This window comes from Sorangium sp. So ce295 (genome assembly GCF_051527405.1).
Classification (GTDB): domain Bacteria; phylum Myxococcota_A; class Polyangia; order Polyangiales; family Polyangiaceae; genus Sorangium; species Sorangium cellulosum_B.
This window is the reverse complement of the sequence record NZ_CP150324.1, coordinates 1,649,934-1,668,681: the sequence shown is the minus strand read 5'-3', so window position 1 is coordinate 1,668,681 and position 18,748 is coordinate 1,649,934. Positions and strand designations below refer to the sequence as shown.

Genomic DNA, 18,748 nt, shown 5'->3' with positions numbered 1-18,748 from the left:
TGCCTCCCCGCGCGGCTGCAGGCCCGAGGTGGGCCTGCTCGCCGCGCGGCCTACCGCCGAGAGGCGGCGTAGAGCTTCTGCTGCCCGTTTTTGTCGGACGCCAGGTAGAGCGTGCACTCGTCCGGGGACAGCGACGGCGTCATGACGGCGACGCTCGGGTCCAGGTTGGGCAGCAGCATCCTCGCCGGCTGCTCGTCCAGGGGCAGCCCGTCGTCCCCGAGCGCCACGTAGAAGCTCCGCAGCACCGACGCCTCCTCGCACTCGCCGCGCGCGCTGTAGGGCGCCTGGAAGAAGAGCAGGCGGCCGTCGGGCGTCACCCACGGGGCGAGGTCGTCTCCCTGCGCGGGGCAGTCGCCTGGCAGGTGGATGTCGAGCACCTGCACCTCCGCGTCCTCCGCGCGCTTCGTGACGAGCCGGCTCGTGTTCCCGCCGCCGTCCTGGTGCGTGTTCATGAACCAGTACCGGTACGAGGGCCGTTGCCCGTGGGCGACCGCCACCGAGCGGCTCCCCCCGTCTGGGTTGAGCGCGGAGAGCGTGTCCGCCTGGGTCGCGCCCAGCCCATCCGCGACGTGCAGCAGCGGGAGGCTGCCCGGCGCGGGGGGGAGGCGGTCGAAGAGCAGCGAGCCCGCAGGGAAGCCGTCATGCGGCGAGGGCGCGTCCAGGGGCAGGAGGAGCGGGCCCGACTCCTGGCCTTCGGCGTCGACGAGGAAGCTGGAGACGACCTCGCCGGCCGTCCAGGGCCGCCCGGTGGCCGTGGCGATCTTCGTGTCGTCCGATCCGAACTTCGCCGTGTAGACGAGCCGGAGCGTCGCCTCGCCCTCTCCGGTCTCCGCGCGCACGCGCGGGAACGCGGGCATCGCCCCCGCCACCTCGACCTCCGAGAGCGCGCCGAACGACAGCACGCCGCCGCGGGCCGCGCAGGAGACGCACGTCTCGCTGGCCGTGCAGAACTCCCCGTCCTTGCACGCGCCGCAGCCGCCCTCGCCGCCCCCGCCCGACGCGGCCGACGACGAGGCCGAGCCACCGCCTCCCCCGCCTCCCCCGCTGCCCCCGCCCCCGTCGCCGCCGGCGCCGCCCTCGCCGCCGCTCGATGACGTGGACGTGGCGCTCGCGCCGGCCGCCGTGAACCGCTCGCCGCAGCCGGCGAGCGCCGCGAGCGCCAGCTGCGCGGCGAGCGAGAAGGTTCCGTAGAAGCGAAGCGTGCGCACCCGAGCTGCCTCCTGTCGTGGTCCCGCCGCGCGGAGCCGGCGTGCGCGGTCAAGACGCCTTGTTGTAGTCCGTGTCCTCGAGAAGGATGACGTTCGTCTTCGAGCGGGTCTCGCCGACGCTGGTCACGTAGACCGCGGGCTTGTCCTGCACCGGACACACCTTCTCGCACGCGCCGCAGCCGATGCACAGCGACGGATCGACGTGCGGACGCTGCACGTGGACCATCTTCATCGGCGGCTCCTTGCCGTGCTCGGCCGCCACCGGCTCGCGCTTCGGGATGTCGACCTCCTCGACCCAGATCGCCTTGGGCGACGTCGGGCAGAACTCCTCGCAGACGATGCACGGCACGCTCATCGACCACGGCAGGCAGCGCCCTTGATCGTAGAACGCGGTGCCGATCGAGATCGGCTTCTGGCCGATGCCCATCTTCTGCTCCTCGGTGATCTTCTGGATCGCGCCGGTCGGGCAGACGTCGCCGCAGAGGACGCAGGAGTGCTCGCAGTACCCGATGCGCGGGATGACGATCGGCGTCCAGAGCCCCTCGATGCCCGCCTCGAAGAACGCGGGGTGGATCGCGTTGTTGGGGCAGACCTTCATGCACTCCGCGCACCGGATGCAGCGCTCCAGGAACTCGCGCTCCTCGACCGAGCCCGGCGGCCGGATCACGCGGTGGTCGTAGTTCGCGTCGAGCACGTCGGCGATGCGCGCCGTCGGGATGATCACCGCGCCGGCGGCGGCGGTCGCGAGGGCGGTGCGGCGGCCCGTGTCGGGCGTCACGAGGGCGCTCTTCCGGTTCGGCAGGAAGCGGAACTTGATGACGTCCTCGGGGCAGGCGCTCTCGCAGTTGAGGCACATGTGGCACTCGTCCTGCCGCCACTTCACCCCGCCCTGGGGCGAGTCGGCGCCCTGGCAGTGCACGAGGCACAGGTTGCAGTCGGTGCACTTCGCGTGATCCTTCTGCATCCCGAAGAGCGCGAAGCGCGCGAACACGCCGAGGAACGCGCCGAGCGGGCAGAGCACGCGGCACCAGAACCGCGGGATGAACCGGTTCATGAAGAGGATCGCGACGAACAGGATCCCGACGAACCACGTGTGGTGGAAGTAGAACTGCTTCGTCTGCCACACGCTCGCGGCCAGGAAATCCTGCGCGTGATCCGCGGCGAGCTGCACCGGCCGGCTCCCGGTCGTGGCCGCGGAGCCGGTCACCACGGCGGCGACGTACTGCGCGGCCGGGATGACGGCGAGGCCGATGGCCCGGACCGCCACGCAGATCGGATCGAACAGCCCGCCGATCACGCTGCCGGTCGCGCTCGCCGCGAGGAAGGCGTACATCAGGTAGTACTTCACCCGCTGCCGCGTGTACGTCTTGTTCGCCTCGACGCGCTTGCCGCCCTTGCCGTAGCGCGACGGGAAGATCCACCCGAAGAAATGGTGGAGGGTGCCGAAGGGGCAGATCCAGCCGCAGAACACGCGCCCGAAGACGAGCGTCAGCGCGAGGATCCCGAGCGACCAGAGCAGGCCGCGGTAGACGGTGTGCGTCGAGAGCAGGGTCATCGCGCCGACGAACGGGTCGGCGAGGAGGAAGCCCTCGACGGGGAGCGGCAGGCGCACCCGCGCCTCGGCGGAGGCGAACGAGCCGCGGAAGCCCGTCTGGAACAGGAAGTAGAGGAACAGCCCGAGGCAGCCGGCCTGCACGGCGCGGCGCACCCAGACGAGCACCTGGATCACCTTGCGCGCCGGCAGCCCCGAGCCGGACCGGCGCTTCGGGGCGGGCCGGACGATCGCGCCGGCCTTGCGCAACGTGCGCAACAGCGCGCCCCAGGGGGCCTCCTTCGCGAATGCGGCGGGCGGCGTCGCGCTCGGCGCGGCGGGCGGCGCCGCGCTCGGCGCCGCGCTCGCCTTCGCGGGCTCCACGGCCGCTCCTGCCGCCGGTTCACGGTGCGCCGGCGCGGCCGGTGTCGGATCGAGGTTTGCCATGACTACTACACCTCGGCGAGCCGCAGGTTCTGCCAGTGCATCGTGCCCAGGCCCCGGTCGTGGCCCATCTTCAGGTACGGGATCTCCTCCGGCTTGCGGCCGATGAGCTGGCAGCCGTACGCGTCGGCGGCGACCTGGTCGGTCGTCGCGATCACGGTGTGCATGTCCTTCGCGTCGGCGACGTTCCCGCCCTGCGGCCCGTTGCGCATGAGGACGCGGACGGCGTCCACGATCGTGAGCGTCGGCTGGATGAACGTGGCGAGATCGGCGATCGACACGTCGATGTTCTGGTGGAGGCGGTTGCGCCGGCCGCCGAGCGCCCCGTACCAGTTCTTCATCGCGCCGGTGTACTTGGACAGGTTGTGGTGCTTCGCGATGGGGACGTTGATGACCTTGTCCGCGTTGACGAGCGGCGTATAGACGGGCCAGTCGTCGAGCACCTCGCCCTTCAGGCGCATGCCGCGGAAGCGGTGCGCCGCGGGGATGACGACCTCCCCGCCGACGTCGTAGGCGGCCTTCCAGATGCCGGAGCGCTGGAAGCAGCGGTTCGGCTCGTTGCACGAGGCGTCCGTCACGATGACGGTCTTGGCGCCGGCGTCGTAGGCGAGGCGCACCACCTCGGCCACGACCTTGGGGTTCGTGTTGGCCGCGTGGATCGGCGTGCGATCCCAGCCGATGTTCGGCTTCACGACCACGACGTCGCCGCGCGAGATGAAGCGGCGCATCCCGCCGAGCGCGTCGACCGCCTTCCGGACCAGGGCGGCCGGGTCCGGGGCGCCCGCGGCGAGCGCCTCGGCGCCGGCGCGGGCGACGACGAGCTCCGGCACCCCTGCGGGCGCGTCGCGGAGCCGGTAGTCCCGCGTCTGCTGGCGCTCGGCGGCGACGGCGGCGCTGCCGCCGCGGTCCCACAGGACCGCCGCGAGCCCCCCCGCGCCCCCGAGGACGAGGCCCGCCGCACTCAGCCGACGCAGCATTTCACGTCGAGAAATGTCACTCATGGCCCTCGCCTTCCCTGGACCTACGGATAGCCTCCCCGGGCGGTCGCCACAAGCAGAGGTGGCCTGGCGGCAGCGATGGGCGCCGCCTCCCGGCGCTTCCAGCAACGGCGCTCAAGGAGGAGCCGCAGTGGACGTCGCCGGGGTCGCCGGGGCCGCTGGGGCCGCTGGGGCCGCTGGCGTCGCCGGAGCGCCTGCGGCGGGGGAAGCCCCCGTGCTCGCCGGCTGCGGCGCCTGCGGCGCCTGCGGCGGCGCGCCGCTCGCGGCGGGCGGCGCGTGCGCAGGCGGCGAGGGCGGCGGGGTGGCGGGCTCGTCCGGCTCGTACGGGTCGGCCTTCAGGCGATCGCGCTCTGCAAAACAGCTGGCGCGCTCCGCGTCGCACGCGGCCCGCAGCTGCGCCGCGTTGGCGAGGTCCGCCGAGCGCTGGTCGGCGAGCGCCCTGGCCTCGTCGCGCTCGGCGGTGACGGCGGCGCGCGCCTTCTCGACCTCGGCGAGCCGCGCGCGCTCGTCCATGGCCGCCTTCTGCGCGGCCGCTGCGCTGTCCTCGCAGGTCTTGAGGCGCGCGGCCTGGGTCGCGTGCAGCACCTGGATCTCGCGGGCGTGCTCGGCCTCCGACGTGGAGCCGCTCTTCTGGAGGGTGGCCAGCGTCGCGTTGAAATCCGCGCGATCCTGATCGCGGGCGCCGCGGCACGCGATCGCCTCGGACTGGGCGATCTGGTGGCTGGCGACGCAGGTGTCGAGCTTGTCGAACGACTCGGCGCCCCGCTGGCGGGCCTGCTCGAGCTCGTTCGCGAGCCGCAGGGTCTCGCGCTTCGAGAAGCCGAGCAGCACGACCGCGCAGCCCACGAGGGTCAGCGCGCCGGCCGCGATCCGCGCGCGCAGGTAGGACGTCTTCTGCTTGATCCGCAGCCGCTCCGCCTCGCGCTCCGCCTCGCGCTCCGGCTCGAGCAGCACGTCGAGCTCCTCGGCGAGCTGGGTCATCGTCGGGCGCTCGTTCGGATCGATCGCGAGCCATCGCCTGAGCGCGGCCTGGAACATCTCGCGCGGGCGCCCGGTGAGGTCTGGCAGCGCGTTGTCGGCGAGCGGCTTGTCGGCGCGGACGTCGTGCGACTCGGCGAGCTCGGTGCGGCTCTGCGCGGACTCGCCCGGGAAGTCCCTGGGGTTCACGAGCGAGTAGAGCAGGGTCGTGGCGAGCCCGTACGTGTCCATCTTCTCGGAGAGCGGCACGGCGCCGGGGAACCCGTTCAGCGCCCGGAGCTGCTCGGGCGAGGCATAGAGCGCGGTGCCGGCGCAGAAGGAGGCCTCTCGCTCCGCGGCCACGCCCAGGTCGAGCAGGATGGGGTGGACGCGGCCGGCGAACCTGGCGAGGAAGATGTTGTCGGGCTTGACGTCCTGGTGCCGGAGCCCGGCGGCGTGGAGCGCCTCGAGCCCGCGCGCGACGGCGAGGAAGATGTCGTGCGCCTCGCGCAGGGCGAGGGGGCTGCGCTCGAGGCGCTGGGCGAGGGTCTCGCCCTCGTAGACCGGCATGGTGAGCCACACGTAGTCGGCGTTCATGCCGTGGTCCTTCAGCTGGACGACGTGCGGGTGCCCGACGGTCGCGAGCATGACGAGCTCTCGCTCGACGTTCCGCATCGCGTACAGCGAGCGGGGCATGAGCTTGAGGGCGACCTGGTGCTCGGGGACGTCGATCCGCTGGGCGACGTACACCTTGCCGAACATGCCCTGCCCAAGCAGGCGCCCCAGGCGGTAGAGCCCGCCGACGATCTGGCCGACCTCGGGGAGGATCGAGGGGCCGCGGCTGCTGCTCCTCGCGGGGTCGTCGCTCCCGCCGCGCGACGTGGTGCGCACCAGGCTGGACGGATCCGCCACCGTGACGGCGAACGCGTGGACGATCGTGGTGCGGAGGTTGGGGTCGACGGGCGGCACAGCGATTGCCAGAGTAGCGGAAGCAGCGAGCGCTGAGAAAGAAGCCGGCGGACGGAAGACGGCCGGCGCGGGGCGTTTATTCGAGGGGGGCTGGCGGAGGCGCCGGGGGGCTCACCCGTTCGCGCCGTTGCGCCGCCGGTGTGTGGATTGTGCCCCGGCCTCGCGCTCTGGATCGCTTGCCGCGACGAGGCGAGCCCCTCGCCTGCCGCTCAGCCCTCCAGCGGCATCGCCGGCGCCGCTGGCGAAGGCGCCGCCGGCGCTGGCGTTTCGACCTCCCCTGGGTTGTGGCGCCGGACACCCCGTCCGGAGCGGCAATCCGGGGCATCCATTCCGGAGAGCCCTGGCTCGGACTCCCCTCCACAAGGACCTGAGCCCGAGACGCCCGCCCTCTCGCACCACGAGCCGCCGAGAGCGGGTCATGAAGCGCGCGAGATGCGGGAGCTTCGCGGCAGGGCGACAGGGGTCCACGTCCCGTACCTGGACGACACGGCGCCAGGGACACGTGAAGACGCTCCGGGGTGTCCCTGGCGCCGCTCGACGAACAGCGGCATGACCATCGCTGCCGACTCGCTCGGATGATCCTTGTGGATCATTGCAATGAGGGCTGTCGATTCCGGGGCGTCGCTCGCGACAAGAGGTCACACGCGGGGGGCTCGGGCGCCGTCATCGGATGCGCAACAGCGCAATCCATTGCGCAATGGGCAGAGGCGACAGCAGCGGACCAGCAGCGGACGACCAGGACCTTGTCATCGGCGAGGAGCACGGCGCTCGGGGCCATGGTCCAGGTCAGCCCGGCTCGTCCGCGGGCAGCGAGCAGCCCGCGCGCACGGATCCCGTCGGCCAGGCTGGCCTGCCCGATGCACAGCGCGATCCCAGGCGCGCCGCCGGGAGCGACGGTTTCACCGGCGCCGCGAGATCGGGAATCCACGCAAATGCTCGCCAGAACCGCGCTCGTGATCGCCTGTCTGGAGCTCGCCGGGTGCGCCGCGTTCAGGCCGCCGGCGTCGCCGCCCGAGCTCGCCCGCTCCAGGGCGGCGATCCGCGCGGCCGAGCGGGAGGGCGCGAGCGCCGACCGGCGCGCGGCCATGCACCTCGCGCTGGCGAGGAGCGAGCTCGCGCGGGCGCGGCGGCGGATCTCGGTGGGCGACGTGGAGGGCGCGCGCTGGCTGCTGCGGCGGGCCGAGGTCGACGCGGAGCTCGCGGCGCTCGTCGTGAGGGAAGCAGGCCTGCGCGACGCCGCGGGCCGCACGCTGGACCAGGCGAGCGCGCTCGCCGAGGGGAAGGAGTAAGGCCCGCGTGCGCGCCGGAGCCCCGCTCGCCATGGCGCTCGCGCTCGCGGGCTGCGCGACGCGCGCGGCCGCGCCGCCGCCCGAGCTGCTGACGGCGCGCGCCGCCGTCGTACAGGCGCAGGACAACCCGCTCTCGCCGCTCGCGATCGCCGAGCTGAGGCAGGCGGAGGAGGCGCTCGCGATCGCCGAGCGCGTGGAGCGCGAGCGCCCGCGCTCGACGATCGCGCGCGACGCGGCCTACGTCGCCCGGCGGAGGGCGCAGTGCTCGCTGCTGTCCTCGCTCGTGCGCGCGAACCAGAGCGCGCTCGAGCGCGCGCGGCGGAGCCAGCGCGCCGCGGCGCCGCGCGCACCCCCCGGCGGCGAGCCTGAGCCCGCGTCGCCCGACCCTGCCGTCGATGTCGGTCGCGGCGTCGCGCTCGACGGCGCGCGCACGCGGCCCCGGCAGTCCGCCAGGTGATCGCGGCCGCGCTCCTGCGCTGCCGCGCCGTCGCGCTCACCGCTGCGCGCCCGCGCGACGCCTGATTTGCCGCCGGGATCCGGGCGGATCGGCCCGAGCGCCCCCGCGCGCCGCGTACCGCCCAGGGCGTCGGCGCGGCTTCCAGGGAACAGTTTCTCCTGGGAGTGGCCGATTTTTGGATCCAAGATGCGCGCGACGCGCCTCCGCCGGCATCGAAGGCGTCCCGGAGGCCAGCGTCGGTCGAAGTTCGAAGTTCGACGGGACACCCGGTCCCGCGTGCGAGGAGAGCGCGATGAAGGAAGGCGCGAACGTGATACTGGTGCCCGTCGACTTCGAGGCCGCCTCGATGAAGGCGATCGAGCTCGCGAAGGATCTCGGCGCGAGGCTCGGGCACCGGGTCGTGCTGCTGCACGTCTACCAGCTCCCGGTCTACACGTACCCCGGGCTCGAGCCGGCGCTGATGCCCGGGTTCCACGCCGAGGTGAGCGCCGCCGCGTCGCGCGCGGTCCAGCAGCTCTCGGCGCAGACAGGGGGACTCTCGACGGCGCTGCGCGAGGGCGACCCTGCGACCGAGATCCTCGCCGCCGCCGACGAGCAGGGGGCGGCGATGATCGTCATGGGCACGCACGGCCGCCGGGGGCTCACGCACCTCTTCCTCGGGAGCGTCGCCGAGCAGGTGATCCGGAAGAGCAACGTCCCCGTGCTCACGGTGCGCGTGGCCAGCTGATCCTCCGCGGCGCCTCGCGGTGGGCGGGCCGGCGCGGCTGCCGGCCGGGGCGCGGCGGGCAGGGCCGCGCTCGACTGGGTTAGGGCGGGCTCGGCCGCGCTCGACGTGGGTCAGGGCCCCGGCTTCTGCGTCGCATGCGACGCGTGGAGTTCCTCGCATGTCGCCCCTGTGTCCGCGCGATCTCGCGCTTCCGCCGAACCTCGTGAGCCTGGCCCGGCTGCCGCTGGCGGCCCTGTTCCCGATCGTCGCCACGCGGCCTGCGCTCGCCCTCGCCGTCCTCTGCTGCGCAGGCCTGACGGACGTGCTGGACGGCTGGCTGGCCCGCCGCTCCGGTCAGGTGACGCCCACCGGGGCGATCGTCGACCCGATCGCGGACAAGGTGTTCGCGCTCGCGGTGGTGGGCACGCTCCTCGAGAGCGGCGCGCTCCCCCTCTGGGGCATCCCGGCGCTGCTGGCCCGCGAGCTCCTCGAGCTGCCGCTCGCGCTCTGGATCGCGGTGAGCCGCCGCTTCCAGGGCGCGCGCCTGTCGACGGCGAGCGCCAACATCCCTGGCAAGCTCGCGACGGTGGTGCAGTTCGCGGCGGTCTTCACCGCGATCGCGCTCCCCTCGGCGCTGCCCGCGATGCTCGCCGCGTCGGCGATCGCGGGCGCGGCCGCGGGCGTCTCGTACTGGGCGCGCCAACTCCGCCGCGTGCCCGGGGCGGCGTAGGTGCCGCCTGGGGGCGCTCCTGGTGTAAGGTCGGCCCAGGCGGCGCGTTGAGCGCCTGCCACCGGCTCCATGCTCCGAGGAACCATGCGAAGAACGCTGCCCGTCTGGGCTCTCCTTGCCTCGCTCGCCGGCCCTGCCGCCTGCAGCTCCGCCCCGTCGGCCGCGCGCGACGCCTCCAGCTCGCCGGCGTACGGCGCGGCGCCGGCCCCGATGGCAGGGATGCCTCCTCGAGTCATGCAGACGGCCGGCGAGTCGGTGCGCGAGGAGTCGTACGATGCCGAGGTGTCGGTGGCGGCGGAGTTCGCCAAGGCTGCGCCGCCGCCGGCGCCCGGCGGCGGCGCTCAGCCCCCGGCGGCGAGGCCGGCGCCGACCGCCGCCACCCCGCAGCCGGCGCCGACCTCGTCCGGCGCCGCGCCGCAAGGAACGCCGCAGGCCGCCGCCCAGGTGAGCGAGGCGCCGGCGCCCCTCCTCGTCTACACGGCAGAGATCGCGATGGCCGTGTTCGAGGTGGGCGCGTCGCTCGGCAAGGTCGAGGCGCTCGCGCGGGATCTCGGCGGCTTCCTCGCCCGCCGCGACGATCGGACGATCACGATCCGCGTCCCCGCCGCCCGGTTCGACGAGGCGCTGAAGCGCCTGGCGGACCTCGGCGACATCCTCCAGCGCAACGTCGTCGCCCAGGACGTCACCGAGGAGTTCTTCGACCTCGCGATCCGCATCCGGAACGCGCGGGCGGTCCGGGATCGCCTGGAGAAGCTGCTCGAGAAGGCCGCGAAGGTCGAGGAGTCGATCCAGCTGGAGCGCGAGCTCGCGCGCGTGTCCAGCGAGCTCGAGCGCCTCGAGGGACGGCTCAAGTTCCTGCGCGATCGGATCGCGTTCTCGACCCTCACCGTGTCCTTCCAGCCGCGCTCGACGGAGACCCTCGCCCCGTCGGGACCGCGGCTCCCCATCGACTGGCTCAACGAGCTCGGCCTCTCGCGGCTCCTCAACCTGTGAACCGGGCGCCTCCGATGAACCACTCCCTTCGCCACGCCTTCGCCCTCGTCGCCACGCTCACCGGCGCGGCGGCGCTGCTCGCCTGCGGCCGGCCCTTCACCCCCGCGACCCCGCCGGGGTTCGTCGATCTCGAAGACCGCTACGGCGACGACGAGTACCGCGCGACCACCGCCGAGGGGCTGGTGATCGGGATCCGCGCGTTCGAGAACGATCCGAAGGGCGACCTCGCCTTCTGGTCCCGCGTGATCGAGAAGCGGCTGCGCGAGGGCGGCGGCTACGCGCTGCTCGGCAAGACCGACGTGAAGGCCCGGAACGGCCTGCCGGGCGTCCAGCTGCGCTTCGGGCACGACGAGGGGAAGGAAGCGCACCTTTATTACCTCACCGTCTTCGTCAACGACGATCGTGTCTTCCTCCACGAGGCGGGCGGCGCGAAGGCGCTGGTCGAGCGGCATCAGCAGCAGATCGACTGGGCCATCCGCAACTTCCTGCCGGAGTGACCCGCGCCGCCCGCGTCGGCCGCGCGCGCGCCCCTACAGCCGCTGCGCCGCTGCGCTTGCTCGCGGAAGCCCTGTTTGCTACCTGGCGGACGTGCGTTCCCGCCCCCTTCCCTGTGACGCGCGGCAGCGCCGGTCGAGCCAGGCGCTGCTCCTCGCCCTCGCGGCCACGCTCGGCAGCGCCGACGCCCTGGCGCACGGCGGAGGAGAGAAGCCGCTCGCCACGTTGCCCGCGCCGCCCCCCGGCGACGGCGCCAAGGCGGCGCAGATCCTCCGCGAGATCGAGGGCCGCGTCGCGCCCCCGCCCGCAGCCGTCGTCGGCGAGAAGGCCGCCGGCGGCGAGAAGGCCGCCGGCGGCGAGAAGGCCGCCGGCGGCGAGCAGACCGCTGTCGGGGCGCCGATCGCGGCGAGCGGGCCTTCGCCGAGCGCCGCGAAGGTCGTGGCCGAGCCGATGGCGCACGCGAAGCGCGCGCTCCAGCGCGCGCACGGCGCGCGCGCGGCGGGCGACCCGACGAACGCGCGGCGGCTCGACGCGGTGGCCCTCGAGTGGGCGGAGGCGGCGAGGACGCTGCTGCGCGCCGCCGCGGCGGAGGCGGCGGCCGTGGAGGCCGCGAAGCGCGCGCGCGAGGTCGAGACGAAGCTCGAGCGGGCGCGCGCGCTGCTCGAAGAGACGCAGGCGCGGCGAGGCCGCGCCGCGGCGGAGCTCGAGCGGATCGAGGCCGAGGCGCGCGAGGCGACCAGGGCAGCGGCGAACGTCGAAGCGCAGCGGATAGAAGCCGGCAAGAGAGGGGCGGCGCCCAAGGCGGCGGCGCCGGCGACACGGGGGGCGCGAGGGGCCGAACACGCGCCCACCGCGGCGCCAGGCGCCGGGCCCAAGGGCGGCGCCGGCAAGGCGACGGCTCCGGTGGGCCAGGAGGGCACGCTTTGAGCGCGCGTCGCCTCGCAGGGGTCGCCGTCGCGGGGGTGCTCCTCGGCTCGTGCGCGCCGATCCCGCGGCCAGCGGTGCTCGATGAGCTCGATCACGTCCGCGCGGGGGCGGTCGCCGCCGAGTCGAAGCGGCACGCGCCGGGCGCGTTCGCGCGGGCGGAGAAGCTGCGCGGCGACGCGCTCGCCGCGCTCGAGAGCGAGGATCGATCCGGGGCGCAGATCCTGGGCGAGCAGGCCATCGCGGCGCACGCGCACGCGCACGCGCTGTCGCGGGTTGCTCGGGCCGAGGCGGCCGAGACCGAGGCGAAGGCCCAGCGTTCCGCGGGCGAGGCGTCGCTCGCGGGCCTCGAGGCCGAGCAGTCGCGCGTCGCTGCCGAGGTCGACGCCCTCGACATGCGGACCAAGGTCGCCCGGGACGCGCAGCCCGTGGTCCCATCGGGCAAGGCCGATGCGGATCGCGAGAAGGCGCGCCTCGCCGCCGCGCGCTCGCTCGCGCTCCAGGCCCGCTTGCTGTGCGGCGCGGCGCGCCTCCTGATCGCACCGGCGCCGCAGGACAGCGCGCAGCCCGCAGGCGCCAGCCCCACCGGTGCGCAGCCCGGCAGCGCCGAGCTCGCGACGCAGCTCGAGGGGGCGACCGCCGCGATCAAGAAGCTCGACGCGGAGCTCGCCGAGGCGAGCGGCTCCACCCGCGCCATCCCGGCGCCCATCGATCAGGCTTCCCGCGCCCGGGCGGGCTGCCTCGCCGCGCTGACGGCCGCGCGCCGCGCCGCCACGCCGGTGACCCGCGCGCCTGGCGCTGGTGACGGGCTCCTCGCAGAGCTCTCGGCCGCAGGGACCTGGTCGCCCGTCCGCGACGATCGCGGCATCGTGGTCACGCTCCGCGGGCTCTTTGCCGGCAACGCCCTCACGAAGGCCGGCGAGGCGCGCCTCCGCGACCTCGCGCTGGTCGCCACGGCGCACCCCTCCTTTCCCGTGGCCGTGGTCGTGCACACGGACCGGGAGATCCGCGCCAGCGAAGAGCCCGCGTGGGCGGCGCGGGCCGATGCCGTCGTCCGCGCCCTCGGTCCTGCGCAAGGTGCGACCGCCGCGGGGGCGCCCGCGGGCCCGTCCATCGCGCCGTTCCTCGCGGGATCCGCGTCCCCGGTCGTCGATCCGGGGGGCAGCGAGCGCGCCCGCAACGCCCGGGTCGAGATCATTTTTGTAACCCCGGAAACCCTGTGAGGCGTGATGGTCCCGGCCGTCGGAACTCCGCTCGCCTCGGAGAGTCGTTCTCGATGATGCGCTCTTCCACCTTCGCCCGAAGCGAAAGCAAGCCTGCCGTGCTCGCCTGTGCGCTGGCCGCCGCCCTCGGGAGCGCGTGTCAGGAGGACGGCAAGACCTCCCAGAAGCATGCGGCGGAGCTCTGCGCCAAGCTCGCGCCGGTCGTCGCGGAGGACGTTGGCCAGGTGCGGACGGGCCTCCCCGCGGGCTCGCAGAAGCTCGCGGCGCTGGTGGACACCGACCCGGGCGCGAACCTGCTCGGGCTCCAGAAGGCGATCGCGGGAGCGCGCGCCTCGGTGAAGGAGCTCGGGTTCGCGAAGAGCACCTTCTTCTCTTTCGCCGATCCGAGCGGCACGGTGCTGCGCAGCGAGGCCGATCCGGACATGCTCGCCAACAGGTCCGTCCTGGCCTCGTTCCCCGAGCTCAGGAAGGTGCTGACCCCGGGCAGCGGCGTCGTCGAGGCGTTCGGGGAAATGCAGGAGATGCGCGGGGTCAGGAACGGCCCCGATCTCCAGTGGGTCGCCGTGCACCCGGTCACACGGAGCGGCGGCGAGCTCCAGGGCCTCTTCGTCACGGGCTGGTCGTTCCGCGCCTACGCGTACCGGCTGCAGGAGGCGGCCAAGCGCGACATCGCCGAGATCGCCAAGCGGGACGGGCTGAAGTCGACGCCGCTGCTCTACGTCTTCGCGTGGAAGGGCACGAAGGCGTACGGCGGACCGGTGACGCCCGACGTCAACACCGAGGCGCTCGAGAAGCTGGACCTGCCGGCGAAGACGGCCTCGGGCCCCTGGAGCGGCACGGTGGAGATCGCCGGCCGCACCTTCGGCGCTGCGGGGCAGCGCGTTCCGGAGCTCGCCGCGGACGCCGGCGTCGCGGCGCTCGTCTCGACGCTCTGAGCGCCGGTCCCCCTGGCTACGGCCCCGGGTGCTGTGACGGCGCGCGGCGGGCCTGGGGAGATCTCCTTATCGAGCGCTACCGTGCTAGGCTGTGGCGACTGGCTCGCGCTGCCGAGCTCACCCCCATGCCGGCTTCCATCGATCAGCTTCTCAAGGTTTGCCGCGAGGTGATCGCACCGCTCGTCCGAGCCGACGGCGGTGAGCTCTACATCGTGGCCGTCGAGCCCGATCACCTGACGCTCCACCTCGCCGGCGCGTGCTCGGGCTGCCCCGGGGCCATGCTCACCGCGCGCGCGGTGATCGAGCCAGCGGTGCTCGCCGTCGCGCCGTCCGCGCGGGTCATCGTGACGAACGGCATGCGTGTCCCCGACGGCGCCTCGCTCGCGTGAGGCAGCCACCCGCTGCGGAGACGGGCCCATCTCGACGTTTTCGGTGCTCAGCGTACAAGAGTACGCTTCCGCGCCGAAAACGCCGATCTGGACCCGTCTCCTGTGCGGGTGGCCGCCTCACGTGACTACCGGTGGCTGCCTCAGCTTCAGCTGGGTTGCCGGGACGCGGAGGGAGCGCCTCGGTCGGGCTACCGAGGCGGGGCGGGAGAAGGGCTACTTCTTTTTGCCGGGCTTGTCGGCGGAGGGGGGCGGGCCGGGAGGGGGCTCTTCCTTGCGGACGGCGGAGGCGACGGCGGGGTCGATGGCGTTCGCGTCGACCGGCTTGTTGGGGCGGAGCGAATCGAGGCTGCCCAGCGTGACCAGGTCCTCGTAGGCGAACGCGATCTCGGAGTCGTTCCGCTCGATCGCGCGGAAGTGCGTGGCCGCGTCCTTCCAGTCGACCTCGTTGACGTAGCGGCCCTTGTCCGGAGCAGGGGGCGTCACGCGGCCAGGCACCCCGAACGCCGTCGCGAGCTTGACCACGGCGGACGCATAGTCCTTCCCCCGGGCGGCCTTCTCGCCCAGCGGGTGCTCGTCGATGATCTTCCAGAGCTTGTCCTGGATGAAGAAGAAGTACCGCTTCCCGCTCTCGCGGGTCAGCGTCATCATCGATTCCTTGTTGAGGTAGGTGTACTCGCCCTTGAGCGGCGTCGCGTCGATGCCGGTCGGCAACCCGCCGAAGTCGATGCGGCTGCGGCGGAACGCGCTCTTCTCCTCGGCGAGCTCCGCGTCGAGCGCCCTCATCTTCACGCCGGGCGAGATCGCCTTGTAACGCGGCACGTACGCCTCATCGAGCATCTTGTCGATGACCGCCGCCACCTGCTTGGTGGTCATCCCCCAGGCGATGCCCGGAGGCGTGAGCGCGATCGTCTTCTTCGTCGCCGGCGTATCGGCAGGCTTGGCAGGAGCCGCGGCAGGCGCTCCGCTCGTCCCCCGCTTCTGCTGGGCAGCCGCCACGGTCGCACTCGTGATCGCCGCAAGGCCCAGCCCCAGAGCCAGCGCCGCTCCCAGGAGCCTCTTCGCTTTCATGTTCCTCCTCCAGCCGGCGCAGGCCCTGTCCCTGCGCTCTGTGCAATCGCAAAAGCCAGGAAACCCAGCCCGGCAAGCCGGAGAACGCTAGCACCTGCGGTAGGACAGGAGAATAGGTTCTCCGCACCGAGCCGGGTCGACCGCTGTTGGACGATCGCTCGGCCGGATCGATGGAGAGCGAGCGCGAGGCGGATCGCGACGAGGGCAAAACAGCCTCGACAGCGCATGTAGCCGGTGTGTGCCGGGTCCTGACAGGGACCGGCCGACGTGCTACGAGCTCTGGCCCCAAGGATGATGCCTGCCGCCGGTGCTGCACCTTTGCGCCTTGCGCTCGCCGCGCTGGCGACCGTTGGCCCCGCCGGCGGCTGCGTCGCCGATCACGAGCGCCCCGCGGCGTTCGCCGATGCACAGGCTGGCCTGCCCCCATGGGAGGGGCGCGCGCGCGAGGTCTTCGACGACAACATCGAGCCTGCCGCCGTGGGCTTCTCGCTGGACGGCCCCTCGCCCAGATCCGACCCGTTCCTCCGCGAGCGGGCGCAGACGGGAGACGTGGTCGCGCGGGTCCGCGTCAACACGGTGACCGTCGACTCGATCGGCGAACAGAGCACCTACCACCTCGGGATCCAGGTCGGCTACCCTCCGCTGACCGCACCCCGGGCGCCGGACCGGGCGTTCGAGCTCCACATCCGGCCGCAGAGCCGCGCGTTCGGCGTCGCGAAGGCGATCGACGCGCGGCTCCGCGGGCTCACCTTCATCGCCTTCATCCGGCGCTTCGCCGGCGAGGCCGGCGAGCCGGAGATCCACTGGCACCTTTCACCTGATACAGCGGAGGTCGCCGCGGCCGTCAAAGAGGCCGTCGTCCTCGGGGAGCTGTCTGCGCCGTGAGCAACGTGAGCATCAAGACGGTCAAAGAAGTCGACGCCCTCCGCACGGCCTCACAGATGGCTGCGGAGACGCTCCTCGGCGTCGGCGAGATGATCCGCGCCGGCATCACCACCGAGGACATCAACACCTTCGTCCACGAGGACACGATCCGCCGCGGCGGCTACCCCGCGCCGCTGAACTACCACGGGTTCCCGAAGAGCGTCTGCACCTCGATCAACGAGGTGGTCTGCCACGGCATCCCGTGCGAACGCGTGCTCGTTCCGGGCGACATCATCAACGTGGACGTCACCACGATCTACAACGGCTTCTACGGCGACACGTCCGCGACCTTCTACATCGGCAAGCCCTCGGCCGAGGCGAAGCACGTGACCGAGGTGTCCCGGCGCAGCCTGCAGCTCGGCATCGCCCAGGTCCGGGACGGGGCGCGCCTTGGCGACATCGGGGCCGCCATTCAAGAGTTCGCCGAGGGCGAGGGCTGCTCGGTGGTGCGGGCCTTCGTCGGGCACGGCATCGGGCGGCGCTTCCACGAGGCGCCGCAGGTCTCGCACGTCGGCAAGTACGGCAGCGGCGCCCGCCTCCGCGCCGGCATGTGCTTCACGATCGAGCCGATGATCAACCTCGGCACCTACGAGGTCGAGATCCAGGAAGACAAGTGGACCGCGCTGACGGCCGATCGCTCGCTGTCGGCGCAGTTCGAGCACACCATCGTCGTGACGAGGAACGGCTGCGAGGTGCTGACCCGTCGCAACCGGCCGCTCGCGAACAGCGAGATTTTCCCCGATCCCTTCGTCGTCTCCGCGGCGCGAGCGCTCTGACGCAGAGCGCGCTCGACGACGCGCACAACGCCGACGACGCTCACCACGCCGACGACGCTCACCACGCCCGGGCAGCGCGCGCCGGCCAGCCCCGGCCGCGAGGGCCGGCGCGTCGGTGCGCCGACGTGGCCCGGATCTGTCGATCGGAAACCGAGTTTTGTCGACCGTCCGGCCTGCGATTGGGAGTAGAAGCAGGGGCATGGCCTTGGACGAAGCGTCGCGTGCCCGAATCGCGCCGTATGTGTCGAGCCCGACGGCCGACGTCTTCTCGCTGTCGGGTCTGCCGGAAGAAGTCATCGCCGTCCTGTTCGCGTACTACTCGCGCAGCCGGGACGATCTGCGCACCAACCTGGCGCGCCTGCTCGGCGACGAGGAGCTCGACGTCGCCCCGGAGGCCGATGGCCGGCCGCGCCGGGGCCTCGCGTTCGCGTCGGACAAGGCGCGGAGCTTCCACGAGAAATGGGTCGTGGGCTACGGCCACGCGTCGGTCGCCGAGCACGCCGTGGTGCACCTCGCGATCGAGAACGTCAGCATCGTCGCGTCCAAGGTGATCGAGGACCTGCGGCTCGGCTCGTACACGGAGAAGAGCACGCGCTACGTGGTCTTCGATCAGCACTCGTTCGTCGACCTGCCGGAGCTCGACGCCGAGCACGCCGCCAAATACAAGGCCTCGAGCGAGCGGCTCTTCGCGACCTACCTCGACCTCGTCCCCAGGGTGACCGAGCAGCTCGGCGCGCGCTCGCCGAAGCCCGAGAAGATGTCGGACGCCGCCTACAAGGGGGCGCTGCGCGCGCAGGCGTGCGATCTCCTGCGCGGCCTCCTGCCGGCGGGGACGCGGACGAACATCGGCCTCACCGCGAACGCGAGGGCGCTCGAGGTCCTGCTCACGAAGATGCTGTCGCATCCGCTCGAGGAGGTGCGCAGGGTCGCCCGCGACATGCACACGGCGGCGCTGGCCGTGACCCCGACGCTCGTGAAGTACGCCGCGCCGAACGAGCTCCGGCAGACGCTGCAGGCCTCCGTCGCCGCGGCGATGAAGCGGGTCTACACGCCGCCGGAGGAGGGCGTGAGCGCGACGATGGTGATCAACCAGCCTGTCCGGCTGGTGCGCTACGACAAGGACGCGCTGGAGCGCGTCGCGCTCGCGCTCGCGTACGACGGCAGCGATCCGGGCGTGCACGCCTACAACCTGGGCGACGCGCTCCACCGCGCGACGTTGCCGGAGCTCATCGGGATCGCGAAGGCCGCGTGCGAGAAGCGCGGCCCGTACGACGCGCCGCCGCGCGCGTTCGAGGCGTCGACGATGACCTTCGAGCTGATGCTCGACTATGGCGCCTACCGCGACCTGCAGCGCCACAGGATGCTGACGCCGGCGACGCAGCGGCTCACGTGCCGGCTCGGCTTCGAGACGCCGCAGGCCCTCTCGGATCTCGGCCACGCCGAGACGTATCAGGACGCGATGCTCGCCGCGCGCGACGTGTGGAACGCGATGGAGGAGCGCTACCCCCTCGAGGGGCAGTACGCGGTGCCCCTCGGCTTCCGCGTGAGGACCCTCTGGACGCTGAACCTGCGCGAGCTCTTCCACGTCATCGAGCTCCGCTCGGCGAAGCAGGGGCACACGAGCTACCGGCGCATGGCCCAGGGGCTCTACCGCACCGCGATCACGGTGCACCCCTGGCTGAAGGACCTGATCCGCGTCGATCTGAACGACTACGCGCTCGCGCGGAGCTGA

At 73.0% G+C, this 18,748-nt stretch carries 18 protein-coding genes; 13 read left to right on the top strand and 5 right to left on the bottom strand.

The window, feature by feature from the left end; genetic code table 11:
- Nucleotides 1-50: 50 nt before the first annotated feature.
- The 4 genes from WMF11_RS06275 to WMF11_RS06260 all read right to left on the bottom strand — a co-directional run bounded on the left by WMF11_RS06275 (nucleotide 51) and on the right by WMF11_RS06260 (nucleotide 6,107).
- A complete protein-coding gene (locus WMF11_RS06275; RefSeq protein ID WP_437976784.1) occupies nucleotides 51-1,208 on the bottom strand; it encodes a hypothetical protein in 1,158 nt (385 codons plus the stop codon).
- Nucleotides 1,209-1,257: 49 nt separating this feature from the next.
- A complete protein-coding gene (locus WMF11_RS06270; protein ID WP_437976783.1) occupies nucleotides 1,258-3,186 on the bottom strand; it encodes a 4Fe-4S binding protein in 1,929 nt (642 codons plus the stop codon).
- Between the two features lie 5 nt (nucleotides 3,187-3,191).
- Entirely contained in the window at nucleotides 3,192-4,184 is a 993-nt protein-coding gene (locus WMF11_RS06265) for a DUF362 domain-containing protein (RefSeq protein ID WP_437976782.1), read from the bottom strand.
- Between the two features lie 111 nt (nucleotides 4,185-4,295).
- A complete protein-coding gene (locus WMF11_RS06260; protein ID WP_437976781.1) occupies nucleotides 4,296-6,107 on the bottom strand; it encodes a protein kinase domain-containing protein in 1,812 nt (603 codons plus the stop codon).
- A 932-nt stretch (nucleotides 6,108-7,039) separates the two neighbouring features.
- Here WMF11_RS06260 and WMF11_RS06255 point away from each other — a divergent pair.
- The 10 genes from WMF11_RS06255 (at nucleotide 7,040) to WMF11_RS06210 (ending at nucleotide 14,248) form a co-directional block, all read left to right on the top strand.
- Complete coding sequence (locus WMF11_RS06255; protein ID WP_437550124.1) at nucleotides 7,040-7,396, top strand: DUF4398 domain-containing protein; 357 nt, start codon at nucleotides 7,040-7,042, stop codon at nucleotides 7,394-7,396.
- 7 nt (nucleotides 7,397-7,403) lie between these two features.
- On the top strand, nucleotides 7,404-7,853 hold the full coding sequence (locus WMF11_RS06250; RefSeq protein WP_437907509.1) for a hypothetical protein: 450 nt from the start codon (nucleotides 7,404-7,406) through the stop codon (nucleotides 7,851-7,853).
- A 292-nt stretch (nucleotides 7,854-8,145) separates the two neighbouring features.
- Nucleotides 8,146-8,580, top strand: a complete 435-nt coding sequence (locus WMF11_RS06245) for a universal stress protein (protein ID WP_437907508.1) — start codon at nucleotides 8,146-8,148, stop codon at nucleotides 8,578-8,580.
- A gap of 157 nt (nucleotides 8,581-8,737) precedes the next feature.
- Nucleotides 8,738-9,289: a CDP-alcohol phosphatidyltransferase family protein gene (locus WMF11_RS06240; protein ID WP_437550118.1), complete on the top strand. Its 552-nt coding sequence runs from the start codon at nucleotides 8,738-8,740 to the stop codon at nucleotides 9,287-9,289.
- Between the two features lie 84 nt (nucleotides 9,290-9,373).
- Nucleotides 9,374-10,282, top strand: coding sequence for a DUF4349 domain-containing protein (locus tag WMF11_RS06235; RefSeq protein WP_437976780.1), 909 nt, complete (start codon nucleotides 9,374-9,376; stop codon nucleotides 10,280-10,282).
- Between the two features lie 14 nt (nucleotides 10,283-10,296).
- Complete coding sequence (locus tag WMF11_RS06230; RefSeq protein WP_437907506.1) at nucleotides 10,297-10,779, top strand: serine/threonine protein kinase; 483 nt, start codon at nucleotides 10,297-10,299, stop codon at nucleotides 10,777-10,779.
- Between the two features lie 91 nt (nucleotides 10,780-10,870).
- The gene (locus tag WMF11_RS06225; protein WP_437976779.1) at nucleotides 10,871-11,704 is read left to right on the top strand and encodes a hypothetical protein; all 834 of its coding nucleotides are present in this window, start codon (nucleotides 10,871-10,873) and stop codon (nucleotides 11,702-11,704) included.
- Nucleotides 11,701-12,924 (top strand): hypothetical protein, encoded by a 1,224-nt coding sequence (locus tag WMF11_RS06220; protein ID WP_437976778.1) that lies wholly within the window; start codon nucleotides 11,701-11,703, stop codon nucleotides 12,922-12,924. Before WMF11_RS06225 ends, WMF11_RS06220 begins: the two co-directional genes overlap by 4 nt.
- Nucleotides 12,925-12,977: 53 nt before the next feature.
- Complete coding sequence (locus tag WMF11_RS06215) at nucleotides 12,978-13,859, top strand: hypothetical protein (RefSeq protein WP_437976777.1); 882 nt, start codon at nucleotides 12,978-12,980, stop codon at nucleotides 13,857-13,859.
- A 125-nt stretch (nucleotides 13,860-13,984) separates the two neighbouring features.
- A complete protein-coding gene (locus WMF11_RS06210; protein ID WP_012233706.1) occupies nucleotides 13,985-14,248 on the top strand; it encodes a NifU family protein in 264 nt (87 codons plus the stop codon).
- 213 nt (nucleotides 14,249-14,461) lie between these two features.
- Here the strand turns inward: WMF11_RS06210 and WMF11_RS06205 are convergent, their stop codons facing one another.
- Nucleotides 14,462-15,316: a hypothetical protein gene (locus tag WMF11_RS06205; protein WP_437907503.1), complete on the bottom strand. Its 855-nt coding sequence runs from the start codon at nucleotides 15,314-15,316 to the stop codon at nucleotides 14,462-14,464.
- A gap of 318 nt (nucleotides 15,317-15,634) precedes the next feature.
- On the opposite strand from WMF11_RS06205, the gene WMF11_RS06200 reads away from it, so the two are divergent.
- From WMF11_RS06200 to WMF11_RS06190, 3 genes are all read left to right on the top strand, one after another.
- Nucleotides 15,635-16,201, top strand: coding sequence for a cobalamin ABC transporter substrate-binding protein (locus WMF11_RS06200; RefSeq protein WP_437976776.1), 567 nt, complete (start codon nucleotides 15,635-15,637; stop codon nucleotides 16,199-16,201).
- Nucleotides 16,198-17,016 carry a type I methionyl aminopeptidase gene (gene map / locus WMF11_RS06195; RefSeq protein WP_437976775.1) on the top strand — a complete coding sequence of 273 codons (819 nt, stop codon included), beginning with the start codon at nucleotides 16,198-16,200 and terminating at the stop codon, nucleotides 17,014-17,016. Before WMF11_RS06200 ends, map begins: the two co-directional genes overlap by 4 nt.
- 199 nt (nucleotides 17,017-17,215) lie before the next feature.
- A complete protein-coding gene (locus tag WMF11_RS06190; RefSeq protein WP_437976774.1) occupies nucleotides 17,216-18,748 on the top strand; it encodes an FAD-dependent thymidylate synthase in 1,533 nt (510 codons plus the stop codon).